The following is a 15,061-nucleotide window of genomic DNA, read 5'->3' as shown; positions in this document are numbered from 1 at the left end:
GATGAAACTACTTATAGTTGAAGACGATCTGTTATTACAGGAAGGGCTGGCGCTGGCGCTGTCCAATGAAGGCTATGCCCTCGACTGCGCCGCCACGGCGGCAGAGGCGGATGCCCTGATCCAGAGCGGTGAATACAGTCTGGTGATCCTCGATCTGGGCCTCCCGGATAAAGACGGGGCCACGTTGTTAAGCCAGTGGCGGCGTCGCGGTGTTGACAACCCGGTGTTGATCCTGACGGCGCGCGATGCCATCGAAGATCGTATCAACGGCCTGGATTCCGGCGCGGATGATTATCTGGTGAAGCCGTTTGCCCTTGCAGAGCTACAGGCGCGCGTGCGTGCGTTAATTCGCCGCTATCAGGGGCACAGTGATAACTTACTGACCGATGGTGATATTACCCTGAATCTGCAAACTCAGCAGGTGCTGTGCCAGTCTCTGCCTGTTGAGGTCACACCGAAAGAGTTCGCCCTGCTTACGCGTCTGATCATGCGTAGCGGGCAGACGGTACACCGTGAAACCCTCCAGCAGGATATCTACTCCTGGCAGGACGATCCGGGATCAAATACCCTTGAAGTCCACATTCACAATTTGCGACGCAAACTTGGCAAAGACCGGATAAAAACCGTTCGTGGCGTGGGTTATCGTCTGGAGAGACAGAAATGAACAGTATGCGTCGGCGATTAATGGTTTTGCTGGCGGTGATCCTGTTATTTTTCCAGTTGATAAGCGTGATTTGGCTGTGGCATGAAAGCCGCGAACAGATTGGCTTTCTGGTCAATGAAACGCTGTCTGCAAAGGCACGTAACAACCATGTCGAAAAAGAGATCCGCGAAGCGATTGCCTCGCTGCTGGTCCCTTCCCTGGTGATGGTCGGTTTTACCCTGCTCTTCTCCTTCTGGGCAGTCACCTGGATAACTCGTCCGCTGAAACAATTGCGGGCCAGTCTGGCGAATCGTTCGGCGGACAACCTCACTCCGCTGCCCATGTATTCAGATATGGAAGAGATTGGCGCCGTCACAACCTCTCTGAACCAATTGCTCGCCAGGCTTGATCACACCATACAACAGGAAAGGCTCTTTACCGCCGATGCCGCGCATGAACTGCGAACCCCACTCGCCGGGATCAGGTTGCATCTGGAACTGATGGCACAGTCAGGTTCGCCACAGGCTTCAGCATTAATCAGCCGTATCGATCAACTCATGCATACCATTGAACAGCTGCTGATGCTGGCGCGGGCCGGGCAGGCAATGGCGAGCGGCCACTATGAGACGGTAAACTGGACAGACAATATCATCACCCCGCTTGGCCTTGAGCATGAAGCCAAAGAACATACGGTGATATGGCCGGCCAAAAGTCCGCTAACGGTGCAGGGGGACGCGGTGCTTCTGCGACTCATGCTGCGTAACCTGCTGGAGAATGCCGGGCGCTACAGCCCAGCAGGGACCACCATCACAGTGACATTGACCGCACAGGACGGCGGTACACGGGTCAGCGTAATCGATCAGGGTCCCGGTATTGATGAAGCACACCGGCAGTCAATTACCGAGCCGTTCCGTCGTCTCGATCAGCGCTACGGTGGCAGTGGCCTGGGTCTGAGCATTGTGCAACGCATTGTGCAACTTCACCACGGAAAGCTGACGCTGGAGAATGCCGCAGAAGGCGGTCTCATTGCCAGTTGCTGGCTGCCTTCAACGTTAGAATAAAAAAAAACCCCTGTATCAACAGGGGCCTTATCGGGTCATTAGTGCTTGTAGATGAACTCGACGCCTTCTTCGTCGTCTTCATCCCAGTCGTCGTCCCAGTCGTCTTCCTCTTCCGCTTCCAGCTCTTCAAGCTGTTGACGGTGGTAGTCATCCCACATGAATTCGACTTTTTCAGGCTGCTTCGCTTCTTCAGCCTGAACAACCGGGTTCTCGATGATAAAGGTCATCACATCCCAGCAGAGATCTTTCACGCCAACCTGGCTTGCCGCGGAGATCAGGTAGTACTTATCTTCCCACCCCATCGCTTCAGCAATGGCTTTCGCTTTTGCTTCCGCTTCGGCTTTATCCATCAGGTCAATCTTGTTAAAGACCAGCCAGCGCGGTTTGTTCGCCAGTTTCTCGCTGTATTTCTCCAGCTCGCCGACGATGATACGGGCATTTTCTACCGGATCGGACCCGTCGATCGGATCGATATCGATAAGGTGCAACAGTACACGGCAGCGCTCAAGGTGTTTCAGGAAGCGGATACCCAGACCGGCACCTTCCGCTGCGCCTTCAATCAGACCCGGGATATCGGCAACCACAAAGCTCTTCTCGTTATCCATACGGACAACGCCCAGGCTTGGCACCAGCGTGGTAAACGGATAGTCCGCCACTTTTGGCTTAGCGGCAGAGACGGCGCGAATAAACGTGGATTTACCAGCGTTTGGCATTCCCAGCATCCCCACATCGGCCAGCAGCATCAGCTCCAGCTGCAGGTCGCGCTTATCGCCCGGCGTACCCATTGTTTTCTGACGCGGCGTACGGTTGACGGAAGATTTGAAACGGCTGTTGCCCAGACCGTGCCAACCCCCTTTTGCAACCATTAGACGCTGACCATGTTTGGTCATATCGCCCATGGTCTCACCGGTACCCTGATCGATCACACGCGTACCCACCGGTACCTTAATGGTGACGTCTTTGCCACGTTTACCGGTACAGTCACGGCTCTGGCCGTTCTGGCCACGCTCAGCGCGGAAAGATTTTTCGAAACGGTAGTCGATCAGCGTGTTGAGGTTCTCATCCGCCTCCAGCCATACGTCGCCGCCGTCGCCGCCGTCGCCGCCGTCAGGGCCACCACGAGGAATATATTTTTCACGGCGGAAGCTTACGCAACCGTTGCCGCCATCACCTGCCACGACCAGGATCGTCGCTTCATCAACAAACTTCATTTTACTCTCCGTAAATCATTCGCCTGAGCGGGGACCGCTTCATTTTTGCGCCAACGCCCCCAGAGACGATGACCAATGGCGGAATACATCGCGCCCGCAACCACGACAAACGCACCGAGATAGCCCAACAGGTTGAGCATCGGTCTGACGAAGACATCGGGCCAGGCCATTGATAACAAATCTGAAAATAACAGCGTAAACAGCGGAGTGAGCGTAATCAATGCACTCACCTGTGCTGCCTGCCAGCGCGCCATTGCTTCGGCCAGCGCGCCATAACCGACCAGCGTATTCAGCCCACAAAATATGAGGCACGCCAGCTGCCAGTCGCTAAGCTGGGTGATCACCCCCGGCTTCGCTAACGGCAATAATGCTATTGTACACAAAGTGTACAGCAAAAAGAGGATCTGCTGTGAGGCAAGGCGACGCAATAACACCTTTTGCGCGACGCCATAGCTCACCCAAACCGTTGCTGCCCCCACACCGAAGATTACACCCCAGGTGTAATTGGTCAGGCGGGTAAAAATTTCTATCAGGCTGGTATTGAAGAACATTACCAGGCCACATAGCAGCATGCTCGCCCCGACGATCTGCGTACCGCGCATCTTCTCCTTGAGGATAACGACGCTGGCAATCATCATGCCGACCGGTGAAAGTTGACCAATCACTTGCGACGCCGTCGGGCTGAGATATTGCAGGGAAGAACTGAACAGAATGAAGTTACCAAACAGTCCCCCCGTCGCGATAGCCAGTAATACCAGCCAGCGCGGTTTACGGAAGAGACGCAGGGGCGGAAGCTTGCCTTTAACAGCAAGGATGGCCCCCAGGCCGATACTTGCCATCAGAAAGCGATAAAACACCACCGTAGGCGGTTCCATCACTTCCAGTACCTGCTTCATTGCAATTGGCAGCGCACCCCAGCACATTGCGGTTGTGAGCGCCAAAAGAATTCCAATGCCGGCCTGCTGCTTCATGCCCGTTTTCCCTACAGAAAAAATTACCGGGTTTCCAATGTAAAAAGCCCCGCAACAGGTTGCGGGGCTTTAATCCGTTACCGGACCGAGAAAACCTTACTCAGCAACGATGCTGATGTATTTACGGTTGTTCGGGCCTTTAACTTCAAATTTCACTTTACCGTCTGCTTTAGCAAACAGAGTGTGGTCACGACCGCAACCTACGTTGTTGCCAGCGTGGAATTTGGTACCACGTTGACGAACGATGATGCTACCCGCCAGAACGGATTCGCCACCGAAACGCTTAACGCCCAGGCGTTTAGCTTCTGAATCGCGACCGTTACGTGTGGAGCCGCCAGCCTTTTTATGTGCCATTTAAATCTCTCCTCAGGTCTTAGGCGCTGATGCCAGTAATTTTCACATCAGTGAACCACTGACGGTGGCCCTGCTGCTTACGGTAGTGTTTACGACGACGAAACTTAACGATTTTAACTTTCTCGCCACGACCGTGAGCAACAACTTCAGCTTTGATAACGCCGCCATCAACGAAAGGAACGCCGATTTTGACTTCTTCACCGTTTGCGATCATCAGAACTTCTGCGAACTCAACAGATTCGCCAGTTGCGATGTCCAGCTTTTCCAGGCGAACGGTCTGACCTTCGCTTACTCGGTGTTGTTTACCACCACTTTGGAAAACCGCGTACATATAAACTCCGCTTCCGCGCACATCCTCGTATGAATCAGAGTGCGCTATAAATATTCACAATAGGGCGCGAATATTACGCAAAACGCGAGCCTTTGACAAGTGCTACCATCAATACATGAAGAAAAAAAACACAACACGTACGGTAGCGTTTATCTGAGCCGTTTTTTCAGTACAATCAGCAATACTATTGATAAACCGAAACCCTTCGTTACCCCATTAAAGATGGGATAAACAGGATAAAAAGCCCGGCTTTTGCGATGAATTTAGAAAAAATCAACGAGTTAACCGCGCAAGATATGGCGGGTGTGAATGCAGCAATCCTGGAACAACTCAACTCTGATGTTCAGCTAATCAATCAGTTGGGCTATTACATCGTCAGCGGCGGCGGTAAACGTATTCGCCCGATGATTGCCATACTGGCCGCCAGAGCCGTGGGTTATCAGGGAAAGGCTCATGTCACTATCGCAGCACTGATCGAATTTATTCACACTGCGACGCTTCTGCATGATGATGTTGTGGATGAATCAGACATGCGTCGTGGCAAAGCCACGGCAAACGCCGCCTTCGGCAACGCAGCCAGCGTTCTGGTCGGTGATTTTATCTATACCCGTGCCTTCCAGATGATGACCAGCCTCGGCTCTCTGAAAGTGCTGGAAGTGATGTCTGAAGCCGTTAACGTGATCGCGGAAGGCGAAGTGCTGCAGCTGATGAACGTCAACGATCCTGACATCACCGAAGAAAATTACATGCGCGTAATCTACAGCAAAACCGCGCGCCTGTTTGAAGCCGCGGCGCAATGTTCCGGCATTCTGGCTGGCTGTACCGCTGCGCAGGAAAAAGGGCTGCAGGACTACGGCCGTTATCTGGGGACCGCATTCCAGTTGATTGACGATTTGCTGGACTACAGTGCTGATGGCGAAACGCTCGGCAAAAACGTCGGCGATGACCTCAACGAAGGTAAACCGACCCTGCCGCTGCTCCATGCCATGCACAACGGATCCGCTGACCAGGCGAAAATGATCCGTGAAGCGATTGAGCAGGGAAATGGTCGCCATCTACTGGAACCGGTACTGGAAACAATGGCCATCTGCGGCTCGCTGGAGTGGACGCGTCAGCGCGCTGAAGAAGAGGCGGATAAAGCCATCGCGGCACTGCAGGTCATTCCAGACAGCCCATGGCGCGATGCGTTAATCGGCCTTGCCCACATCGCCGTACAGCGCGATCGTTAACCTCTCGCTTCTCCCCGCGGCCTTCGCGGGGAGATTTCAATAAGTTCTTATAAATTCCATATTCACGTAAAATCATCGGCTTACAGACCGCATGAATAAAGCCATGTCTTATTCTGAATATTCCTTCAAGTAACGCGAACTTTTTAGAGCCTGTGTTCAAAATGAGTATAGTAACCCCGTCGTTTCGGTAGAAATGACGTGGGTGATTACGAACACAAGGACAGCTTTATGGATATGAAATTTATCGACTGGCACTCAGCAGATATTATTGCTGCGCTGCGCAAAAAAGGAACATCGCTCGCCGCTGAATCACGTCGCAATGGATTGAGCTCATCAACGCTGGCAAATGCCCTGACTCGCCCCTGGCCAAAGGGTGAATTGATTATTGCATCGGCGCTGGAGACGCACCCGTGGGTCATTTGGCCCTCGCGTTACCACGATCCCATTACCCATGAGTTTATTGACAGAACACGCATGATTCGCCAGAAAAAAACCAGGAAAGAGCAACCGGCCTGACGCGCTTTTTTTGACAGGAACAGCACCCCCCCGGCCATCTCTGGCAGGGGGCTGCCGGAACGATTACTCGCCCTTCACACGCTCGATATTGGCACCCAGCGCGCGCAGTTTGTCTTCAATACGCTCGTAACCACGATCGATGTGGTAGATACGATCCACAACCGTCGTTCCTTCCGCGATACAACCCGCTAATACCAGGCTCGCAGACGCACGCAGATCGGTTGCCATAACCTGCGCACCGGAGAGCTTCTCAACACCGTGGCAAATCACCGTGTTACTTTCGATCTCTGCATGTGCGCCCATACGGATCAGCTCCGGTACGTGCATGAAGCGGTTCTCGAAGATAGTCTCGGTGATCACACCGGTACCTTCTGCCACCAGGTTCAGCAGCGTGAACTGAGCCTGCATATCGGTCGGGAATGCCGGATGCGGCGCCGTGCGAACGGTTACCGCTTTTGGACGTTTACCGTGCATATCAAGGCTGATCCAGTCTTCACCGGTTTCGATATCCGCACCCGCTTCACGCAGCTTCGCCAGCACCGCATCCAGGGTGTCAGGCTGCGCATTACGGCAAACAATCTTGCCGCCAGAAATGGCCGCAGCCACCAGGAAAGTCCCGGTTTCAATACGGTCTGGCAGAACGCGATACACACCGCCCCCCAGACGCTCAACGCCTTCAATGGTGATGCGATCGGTACCCTGGCCAGAGATTTTTGCACCCAGCGCCACGAGGAAGTTGGCAGTATCCACAATTTCCGGCTCGCGCGCGGCGTTTTCGATAATGGTGGTACCTTCTGCCAGCGTTGCCGCGGACATAATGGTGACGGTTGCGCCAACGCTCACTTTATCCATGACAATGTGTGCGCCTTTCAGGCGGCCATTAACGGACGCTTTAACGTAACCTTCTTCCAGTTTGATCTCCGCGCCCAGCTTCTCCAGACCGAAGATATGCAGGTCAACAGGACGCGCGCCAATGGCGCAACCACCAGGCAGTGACACCTGTCCCTGACCAAAACGCGCTACCAGCGGGCCAAGCGCCCAGATGGATGCACGCATGGTTTTCACTAGGTCGTACGGTGCTGAGAAGTTGTTCACGTTGCTGGCATCGATCCAGACGGAGCCATTACGCTCGACTTTCGTCCCCAACTGGGTGAGCAGCTTCATGGTGGTGTCGATATCTTTCAGCTTCGGTACGTTCTGAATTTCTACCGGCTCTTCCGCGAGCAGCGCAGCAAAGAGGATCGGCAGCGCGGCGTTTTTCGCGCCAGAAATTGTGACTTCGCCCTGGAGGCGCGTCGGCCCCTGTACACGAAATTTATCCATGGTGTGCTCTCTTATAAATTCAACCGTGCTGCGGGCGCATCGCCCTCAGCTCAAAAACCGTTTAGTTTGCGATCGCGTGCCCACTCTTGCGGGGTGAACGCTTTAATCGACAGGGCGTGTATGCGGTTATCCGCAATATATTCCATCAGCGGCGCGTACACAGCCTGCTGTTTCTTCACACGGCTCATACCGTCGAACATCTCACCCACAGCAATAACCTGGAAGTGACTGCCATCGCCTGTGACGTGGGCTTCCTGAAGGGAGAGTGCATTCATCAGCACTGTCTGGATTTCATGATTTTCCATGGGTTCTTAATCATCTGATAGTGAAAACAAGCCCAACATCTTAGAGCAAAGTGGCGTCGTCTTAAACAAGCAAAAAGCCCCGACGATGAAACTGTCAGGGCTTTCAGAAGTAACGCACTGAAAATATTAATGCGGCAGTACGTCCTGAGGAAGATTGTAGAGCTGCGCCAGGGTGACGACATTATCGCTGGCCCCGTGAAGCATTACGGTTGCCCCCTGCTTTTTCCCCACGGCAATGAGGTGGGCAAGCAGCGCCACCCCAGCCGTATCTACCCGCGTGACGCCGCTCAAATCGATCAGCGTAACGCCCTGCATGGCGTCATGGCGTTTATCCCATAACGGGTTGAGCAGATCCTGATCGAGTTCACCGGACAGCTTTAATGTTTCGCCCTCACGCGACCAGCTCAGTTGCTGCGACATTACTTCTTCTCATCCAGGGTGATTTTCTGGCGAGAGATAGACTGCAGCTGGGCGGTCAGGCCATCAATGCCTTTAGTACGCAGCAGGTCGCTCCACTCATTCTGTTTAGTCGTGATCATGCTCACCCCTTCGGCGATCATGTCATACGCCTGCCAGTTGCCGGTCTGGCTGTTTTTACGCCACTGGAAATCCAGGCGAACCGGTGGACGACCGTTAGGATCGATGATCGTGACGCGAATAGGCACTATGGTGGCATCACCCAGCGGCTGTTCCGGTGCAATCTGGTAGGTCTGGCCGTGGTACATCGCCAGCGCCTGGCCGTAAGCCTGTTTCAGGTATTCGCGGAAGGCAGCAAAGTAGGCTTCACGCTGCGCAGGGGTAGCGTCTTTGTAATAACGCCCCAGCACCAGCGCACCGGCATATTTGATCTGCACATACGGCAGCAGCTCCTGATCGACCACGTCACGCAGATAATCAGGATTAGAACGAATTTTAGGCTGTTCGTTTTTAAGACGATCGAAGGTTTTCTTCGCGGCTTCGTCCATCAGTTTGTACGGGTTGCTCTGATCCGCGGCGTGTGCTGCCGTGAGAGGGGCAATAACCAGCATGGCAACCATTAACAGTCGTTTAAACATGAATGACTTCTCCTGATATTAATTCGTCGTGCCAGGTGTCGGTGCGACGTTGGTATGATCTTCAGTCTGCGCAGGGGCAGCATCGGACTTTTTATCATCTCCCTTACTGTTGTAAAGGAACTGACCAATCATGTCCTCCAGCACCATCGCGGACTTGGTATCCTGGATCACGCTACCGTCTTTAAGGATAGTCGTTCCAAGCTCAGGATCTTCAAAGCCCACGTTCAGTGCCAGATATTGTTCGCCCAGCAGGCCGGAGGTGCGGATAGAAAGCGAGCTGGTATCCGGGATATGGTTGTAACGCTCTTCAATATCCATCGCCACGCGCGGCAGATAGGTTTTTTCATCAAGCGTAATGTCAGCCACACGGCCAATAACCACACCGCCAATACGCACAGGAGAGCGCGCCTTCAACCCTCCGATATTGTCGAAAGTGGCATAGATGCGATAAGTCGGTTCGGTACGCACTGAGGTGATATCCGCCGCTCTCAGGCAGATAAACAGTGCGGCAAGCAGTGCCAGCAACAGGAACACGCCGACCCAAATTTCATTTTTTCTCGTTTGCATGAACTCAATTCCCAAACATCAGTGCGGTGAGCACAAAATCCAGACCCAGTACGGCCAGCGACGAATGTACGACAGTACGTGTAGTTGCACGGCTAATGCCCGCCGACGTCGGGATGGCATCGTAACCATTAAATAACGCAATCCAGGTGACCGTAATGGCAAATACCACGCTTTTAATCAAACAGTTAACCAGATCCATTCGCAGATCGATGGCGTCCTGCATGGCAGACCAGAAGAAACCGGCATCAATGCCTTTCCAGTGAACGCCCACCAGCGAACCGCCCCAGATACCGACGGCCACAAACAGGATAGTCAGCAACGGTAAGGAGATAACCCCTGCCCAGAAACGGGGCGAGATAACACGCCGCAACGGATCGACCGCCATCATTTCCATACTGGAAAGCTGCTCGGTGGCACGCATCAGACCAATCTCTGCGGTGAGTGCCGACCCCGCGCGTCCGGCAAACAGCAGTGCCGCCACCACCGGCCCCAGTTCACGCAGCAGCGAAAGCGCCACCAGCATGCCGAGGCTGGTTTCCGCGCTGTAGGTCGTCAGAACAAGGTAGCCCTGCAGCCCCAGCACCATGCCGATAAACAGACCGGACACAATGATGATCAGCATCGACAGCACGCCGACGTTATAGAGTTGCCGTACCAGTAAAGGCGCGTGCTTGCGCAACTCCGGCTTGCCGACCAGCGCGTTGAACAACATCAATCCGGCGCGCCCGAACGTCCTGATGGTTTTTATGCCACGGTGTCCAAGAGCGGCCAACGCATTTAACAGCATGAGTGGCTTAACTCCCTATTCCCAATAAATCGTCACGATAGTCGCCCGCAGGGTAGCGGAACGGCACAGGCCCATCCGCAATACCGTCGAGGAACTGCCGTACTCGCGGATCGCAGTTTTCCTGCAACGCCTGGGCGCTGCCGTGCGCGACGATCCTTTTGTCTGCCACAATGTAGGCATAGTCGGCAATACTCAACACTTCCGGCACATCGTGAGACACCACAATGCAGGTGACGCCGAGCGCGCTGTTCAATTCAGAGATGAGCTTCACCAGCACGCCCATCGTAATTGGATCCTGTCCGACAAACGGTTCGTCGAACATGATTAAATCGGGTTCCAGCGCAATGGCTCTCGCCAGCGCGGCGCGACGCGCCATGCCACCAGACAGCTCTGACGGCATCAGCTTTGCGGCGCCACGCAGCCCTACCGCCTCCAGCTTCATCATTACCGTGCTTTTCAGCAGCTCTGGCGGAAGCTGCGTATGCTCGCGCAGCGGATAGGCGACATTATCAAAGACGTTCATGTCGGTGAACAAGGCCCCCGACTGAAAGAGCATGCTCATCCGCTTGCGCACAGTATACAGGCGCGACCGCGACATCTCCGGTACGTTTTCGCCGTCGAAGAGGATTTCACCGCTATCGGGTGGGATCTGCCCACCGATAAGTCGCAGCAGGGTCGTTTTACCGATCCCGGACGGTCCCATGATGGCTGTGATTTTGCCACGTGGCACGGTCAACGAAATATCATCAAATATCAATCTGTTGCCGCGAGAAAAGCTCACCCCACGGACATCGACTAAATTCGCCATCGTTTGGCTCATTTACGGTTCCTTTCTTACCCTGCTTCATGCGAAGCGTGAAGCTTAAATCAGCCCTAAACCCCACATTTTTACAGAATATTAGCCGTAGAGGTTAGCGAAAGCTGGCATTTGTTTTACTTTTCCGGCGCATAAAGTCAAAATTAGGAATTCGTTACGTCTTAGGCTGTATGCAGCGCTAACAATTCCCGCGCGGTGGACCGGCGAGTATACCTGAAGAAAGGACTTTTGATGCTTTTAGCAACAGCACTGTTAATAATTGGTTTACTTTTGGTGGTCTACAGTGCTGACCGTTTGGTGTTTGCTGCATCGATCCTGTGCCGCCTCACTGGCGTCCCACCTGTTGTCATCGGGATGACCGTGGTCAGTGTTGGAACCTCCCTGCCTGAAATCATCGTCTCTGTGACGGCATCGCTGCATGGTCAGATAGACCTTGCTGTTGGCACCGCGATTGGCTCTAACATCGTCAATATTCTGCTTATTCTGGGCCTGGCCGCGCTGCTCCATCCATTTCGCGTGCATTCTGATGTTCTGCGCCGGGAATTGCCGCTAATGTTGATCGTAAGCCTGTTGGCAGGATGCGTATTTTACGATGGCGTTCTGAGCTACAGTGACGGCATTTTCTTGCTGGCGCTGGCGGTCATCTGGCTGCTCTATAGTGTTAACATTGCCCGCCTGGCGGAAAAACAGGGTCAGGACAGCCTGACGCGTGAGCAGGTCGCCGAGCTACCGCGTGAAGGTACGCTGCCTGTGGCACTGCTCTGGCTGGGTGTCGCGTTGATCATTATGCCCATGGCAACACGGATGGTCGTGGATAACGCGACGGTACTGGCGAATTATTTCGCCATGAGCGAACTGACCATTGGCCTGACCGTGATCGCCATCGGCACCAGCCTGCCGGAGCTGGCCACGGCCATTGCCGGGGCACGTAAAGGTGAAGATGACATCGCCATCGGCAATATTATCGGCTCGAACATCTTCAATATTGCCATCGTCATGGGCCTGCCAGCCCTGATAACGCCCGGGCCGTTTAACCCGCTGGCCTTCTCACGTGATTACGGGGTGATGTTGCTGGTAAGCGTTATCTTTGCCCTGCTCTGCTGGCGGCGGCAACGACAGATCGGCAAAGGCGCAGGCGCGCTGCTGACGGGTGGATTTATCGTATGGATGGCGATGCTGTACTGGCTTTCGCCTCTTCTCTCTGGGTAAACGGAAACGCATTATGTCGCAAATAGAATTGCAGCCGGGTTTTGACTTTCAGAAAGCAGGCAAAGACGTTCTGGAGATTGAACGTGAAGGTCTGGCGCAGTTAGATCAGTACATTAATCAGGATTTCAGTCTGGCCTGTGAGAAGATGTTCTACTGTGCCGGTAAAGTCGTGGTAATGGGGATGGGCAAGTCCGGCCACATTGGCCGCAAAATGGCCGCCACTTTCGCCAGCACCGGCACCTCCTCCTTCTTTGTACATCCAGGAGAAGCGGCACACGGCGATCTGGGCATGGTGACGCCGCAGGATGTCGTCATTGCGCTGTCAAACTCCGGGGAGTCCAACGAGATCCTGGCGCTGATACCGGTTCTGAAGCGGTTGCAGGTCCCGCTCATTTGCATGACCAGCCGCCCGGAAAGCAGCATGGCACGTGCGGCGGATATTCACCTGTGCGTGAAAGTGCCGAAAGAGGCCTGCCCACTGGGTCTTGCGCCGACATCCAGCACCACCGCGGCGCTGGTGATGGGCGACGCGCTTGCCGTTGCGCTCCTTGAAGCCCGCGGTTTTACCCCTGAAGATTTCGCGCTTTCCCATCCTGGCGGTGCGCTGGGTCGGAAACTGCTGCTGCGGGTTAACGATATTATGCATACTGGCGATGAGATCCCTCACGTCAGTAAAGAGGCCTCTCTGCGTGATGCGCTGCTGGAAATCACCCGTAAAAACCTGGGCATGACGGTGGTGTGTGACGATCTGATGAAGATCGAAGGGATTTTCACCGACGGTGACCTACGTCGCGTGTTCGACATGGGCGTGGATGTTCGCACGCTGGGTATTGCCGATGTGATGACGCCCGGCGGGATTCGCGTTCGCCCGGGCACGCTGGCGGTGGATGTACTGAACCTGATGCAGTCCCGACATATCACCTCAGTGATGGTTGCCGATGGCGACCAATTGCTGGGTGTGGTACATATGCATGATCTGCTGCGCGCAGGCGTAGTGTAATGAAGGATAAGACAATGAGTAATGCGGGTGCATCCCTTGCAACCTGTTATGGTCCGGTCAGTGCCCACGTGATGGCAAAGGCAGAAAATATTCGCCTGCTGATTCTGGATGTGGACGGCGTACTGTCCGATGGCCTGATTTACATGGGCAATAATGGTGAAGAGCTGAAAGCGTTCAACGTTCGCGATGGCTACGGTATTCGTTGTGCGCTCACATCGGGTATCGAGGTTGCCATCATCACCGGGCGAAAAGCTAAACTGGTAGAAGATCGCTGTGAAACGTTGGGCATTACCCATCTGTATCAGGGACAGTCCGATAAGATGGCTGCTTTCAATGATTTACTGGGTAAACTGTCTATCGCGCCAGAACATGTGGCCTATGTCGGGGACGACCTGATCGACTGGCCGGTAATGGCTGAGATTGGCCTGAGTGTCGCGGTTGCGGATGCGCATCCGCTGCTGATCCCGCGGGCTGATTATGTTACCCACATCAACGGTGGCCGTGGTGCCGTACGTGAAGTCTGCGATCTGCTTCTGCTGGCGCAGGGCAAGCTTGATGAGGCCAAAGGGCAATCGATATGAGTAAAACCAGACGTTGGGTTATCATTCTGCTTTCGCTTGTCGCACTGATACTGATTGGCGTGAACCTTGCCGATCGTGACGATACGCAAACGGAAGTGATCAACAATAACGATCCAACCTATAAAAGCGATCACAGTGATACCGTAGTCTATAGCCCGGAAGGTGCGCTGAACTATCGCCTGATTGCCCAGCACGTTGAATATTTTTCAGATGACGGTATTTCGTGGTTTACCCAGCCGGTCATGACGACGTTTGATAAGGACAAAGTGCCGACGTGGTCGATTAAGTCCGACCGGGCAAAACTGACGAATGACCGTATGCTTTATCTTTATGGCCATGTTGAAGTCAACGCCCTGACCGCTGACTCACAACTGCGCAAAATTACGACAGATAATGCCCAGATCAACTTGGTTACTCAGGATGTGACGTCGCAGGATCTGGTCACTCTGTACGGCACAACATTTAATTCCAGCGGTTTAAGAATGCGCGGGAACTTACGCAGCAAAAACGCCGAGCTGATTGAAAAGGTTAGAACCTCCTATGAAATTCAAAACAAACAAACTCAGCCTTAAAGTAATTATCGCCAGCGCGATGCTGGCGGCCAGTCTTCCCGCGCTTGCTGTTACTGGCGATACCGAACAGCCGATCCATATCGAGTCCGATACGCAGTCTCTTGATATGCAGGGTAATGTCGTTACCTTTACCGGCAACGTGGTCATGACCCAGGGCACCATCAAGATTAACGCCGATAAGGTGGTCGTTACCCGTCCAGGTGGCGAACAGGGCAAAGAGATCATTGATGGCTACGGCAACCCGGCCACGTTCTACCAGATGCAGGACAACGGCAAGCCAGTGAAGGGCCATGCCAGCCACATGCATTATGAACTGGCGAAAGATCTGGTCATCCTTACCGGTAACGCCTATCTGGAACAGCTCGACAGCAATATCACCGGCGATAAGATCACCTATCTGGTGAAAGAGCAAAAAATGCAGGCCTCCAGCGAGAAAGGCAAACGCGTCACCACCGTGTTAGTGCCGTCTCAGCTGCAGGACAAAGGCAAGGGCCAGGCCCCGGCACAGAAGAAGAGTAACTAATTCGTT

At 53.9% G+C, this 15,061-nt stretch carries 20 protein-coding genes; 9 read left to right on the top strand and 11 right to left on the bottom strand.

Going from position 1 to position 15,061, the window contains the following annotated elements; translation table 11 throughout:
- Position 1: 1 nt before the first annotated feature.
- Positions 2 to 664, top strand: a complete 663-nt coding sequence (gene pmrA / locus EQV24_RS12375) for a two-component system response regulator PmrA (RefSeq protein ID WP_013098925.1) — start codon at positions 2 to 4, stop codon at positions 662 to 664.
- Entirely contained in the window at positions 661 to 1,704 is a 1,044-nt protein-coding gene (gene pmrB / locus EQV24_RS12370) for a two-component system sensor histidine kinase PmrB (RefSeq protein ID WP_058651423.1), read from the top strand. The genes pmrA and pmrB overlap by 4 nt, the downstream gene beginning before the upstream one ends.
- A gap of 38 nt (positions 1,705 to 1,742) precedes the next feature.
- Here pmrB and cgtA read toward each other — a convergent pair whose 3' ends face one another.
- The 4 genes from cgtA to rplU all read right to left on the bottom strand — a co-directional run bounded on the left by cgtA (position 1,743) and on the right by rplU (position 4,571).
- Positions 1,743 to 2,915, bottom strand: a complete 1,173-nt coding sequence (gene cgtA / locus EQV24_RS12365) for an Obg family GTPase CgtA (RefSeq protein WP_013098927.1) — start codon at positions 2,913 to 2,915, stop codon at positions 1,743 to 1,745.
- Positions 2,912 to 3,886 (bottom strand): DMT family transporter, encoded by a 975-nt coding sequence (locus EQV24_RS12360; protein WP_130626646.1) that lies wholly within the window; start codon positions 3,884 to 3,886, stop codon positions 2,912 to 2,914. The genes cgtA and EQV24_RS12360 overlap by 4 nt, the downstream gene beginning before the upstream one ends.
- A 96-nt stretch (positions 3,887 to 3,982) precedes the next feature.
- Positions 3,983 to 4,240 carry a 50S ribosomal protein L27 gene (rpmA, locus tag EQV24_RS12355; RefSeq protein WP_004385076.1) on the bottom strand — a complete coding sequence of 86 codons (258 nt, stop codon included), beginning with the start codon at positions 4,238 to 4,240 and terminating at the stop codon, positions 3,983 to 3,985.
- Between the two features lie 19 nt (positions 4,241 to 4,259).
- On the bottom strand, positions 4,260 to 4,571 hold the full coding sequence (gene rplU / locus EQV24_RS12350; protein WP_003025032.1) for a 50S ribosomal protein L21: 312 nt from the start codon (positions 4,569 to 4,571) through the stop codon (positions 4,260 to 4,262).
- Positions 4,572 to 4,828: 257 nt separating this feature from the next.
- Between rplU and ispB the strand changes: the two genes are divergently transcribed.
- Together ispB and sfsB are read left to right on the top strand one after the other, a co-directional pair.
- On the top strand, positions 4,829 to 5,800 hold the full coding sequence (gene ispB / locus EQV24_RS12345; RefSeq protein ID WP_013098929.1) for an octaprenyl diphosphate synthase: 972 nt from the start codon (positions 4,829 to 4,831) through the stop codon (positions 5,798 to 5,800).
- A 228-nt stretch (positions 5,801 to 6,028) separates the two neighbouring features.
- Positions 6,029 to 6,316 carry a DNA-binding transcriptional regulator SfsB gene (sfsB, locus tag EQV24_RS12340; RefSeq protein WP_013098930.1) on the top strand — a complete coding sequence of 96 codons (288 nt, stop codon included), beginning with the start codon at positions 6,029 to 6,031 and terminating at the stop codon, positions 6,314 to 6,316.
- Between the two features lie 63 nt (positions 6,317 to 6,379).
- Here the strand turns inward: sfsB and murA are convergent, their stop codons facing one another.
- The 7 genes from murA to mlaF all read right to left on the bottom strand — a co-directional run bounded on the left by murA (position 6,380) and on the right by mlaF (position 11,173).
- A complete protein-coding gene (gene murA / locus EQV24_RS12335; protein WP_013098931.1) occupies positions 6,380 to 7,639 on the bottom strand; it encodes a UDP-N-acetylglucosamine 1-carboxyvinyltransferase in 1,260 nt (419 codons plus the stop codon).
- A 50-nt stretch (positions 7,640 to 7,689) separates the two neighbouring features.
- Positions 7,690 to 7,944, bottom strand: a complete 255-nt coding sequence (gene ibaG, locus EQV24_RS12330; RefSeq protein ID WP_008501458.1) for a BolA family iron metabolism protein IbaG — start codon at positions 7,942 to 7,944, stop codon at positions 7,690 to 7,692.
- Between the two features lie 126 nt (positions 7,945 to 8,070).
- Entirely contained in the window at positions 8,071 to 8,364 is a 294-nt protein-coding gene (gene mlaB, locus EQV24_RS12325) for a lipid asymmetry maintenance protein MlaB (protein WP_023622313.1), read from the bottom strand.
- Complete coding sequence (gene mlaC, locus EQV24_RS12320; protein ID WP_013098933.1) at positions 8,364 to 8,999, bottom strand: phospholipid-binding protein MlaC; 636 nt, start codon at positions 8,997 to 8,999, stop codon at positions 8,364 to 8,366. The genes mlaB and mlaC overlap by 1 nt, the downstream gene beginning before the upstream one ends.
- 18 nt (positions 9,000 to 9,017) lie before the next feature.
- Positions 9,018 to 9,566 carry an outer membrane lipid asymmetry maintenance protein MlaD gene (mlaD, locus tag EQV24_RS12315; RefSeq protein ID WP_013098934.1) on the bottom strand — a complete coding sequence of 183 codons (549 nt, stop codon included), beginning with the start codon at positions 9,564 to 9,566 and terminating at the stop codon, positions 9,018 to 9,020.
- A gap of 4 nt (positions 9,567 to 9,570) precedes the next feature.
- Positions 9,571 to 10,353 carry a lipid asymmetry maintenance ABC transporter permease subunit MlaE gene (gene mlaE, locus EQV24_RS12310; protein ID WP_038420698.1) on the bottom strand — a complete coding sequence of 261 codons (783 nt, stop codon included), beginning with the start codon at positions 10,351 to 10,353 and terminating at the stop codon, positions 9,571 to 9,573.
- A 7-nt stretch (positions 10,354 to 10,360) separates the two neighbouring features.
- Complete coding sequence (gene mlaF / locus EQV24_RS12305; RefSeq protein WP_020687352.1) at positions 10,361 to 11,173, bottom strand: phospholipid ABC transporter ATP-binding protein MlaF; 813 nt, start codon at positions 11,171 to 11,173, stop codon at positions 10,361 to 10,363.
- Positions 11,174 to 11,401: 228 nt separating this feature from the next.
- On the opposite strand from mlaF, the gene EQV24_RS12300 reads away from it, so the two are divergent.
- Genes EQV24_RS12300 through lptA form a run of 5 tightly spaced genes read left to right on the top strand, consistent with a single transcriptional unit; the run spans position 11,402 to position 15,055 of the window.
- A complete protein-coding gene (locus tag EQV24_RS12300; protein WP_013098936.1) occupies positions 11,402 to 12,379 on the top strand; it encodes a calcium/sodium antiporter in 978 nt (325 codons plus the stop codon).
- Positions 12,380 to 12,392: 13 nt separating this feature from the next.
- Positions 12,393 to 13,379, top strand: a complete 987-nt coding sequence (gene kdsD / locus EQV24_RS12295; protein ID WP_014833452.1) for an arabinose-5-phosphate isomerase KdsD — start codon at positions 12,393 to 12,395, stop codon at positions 13,377 to 13,379.
- 14 nt (positions 13,380 to 13,393) lie between these two features.
- Positions 13,394 to 13,960, top strand: coding sequence for a 3-deoxy-manno-octulosonate-8-phosphatase KdsC (gene kdsC / locus EQV24_RS12290; protein WP_029883391.1), 567 nt, complete (start codon positions 13,394 to 13,396; stop codon positions 13,958 to 13,960).
- Positions 13,957 to 14,532, top strand: a complete 576-nt coding sequence (lptC, locus tag EQV24_RS12285) for an LPS export ABC transporter periplasmic protein LptC (protein ID WP_013098939.1) — start codon at positions 13,957 to 13,959, stop codon at positions 14,530 to 14,532. The genes kdsC and lptC overlap by 4 nt, the downstream gene beginning before the upstream one ends.
- Complete coding sequence (lptA, locus tag EQV24_RS12280; RefSeq protein WP_013098940.1) at positions 14,501 to 15,055, top strand: lipopolysaccharide ABC transporter substrate-binding protein LptA; 555 nt, start codon at positions 14,501 to 14,503, stop codon at positions 15,053 to 15,055. Before lptC ends, lptA begins: the two co-directional genes overlap by 32 nt.
- Positions 15,056 to 15,061 lie beyond the last annotated feature (6 nt).

It is taken from the genome of Enterobacter sp. A8, assembly GCF_004296595.1.
GTDB classification, from domain to species: domain Bacteria; phylum Pseudomonadota; class Gammaproteobacteria; order Enterobacterales; family Enterobacteriaceae; genus Enterobacter; species Enterobacter cloacae.
Note: the sequence above shows the minus strand (reverse complement) of the source record. Positions and strands in the feature narration are given on the sequence as shown.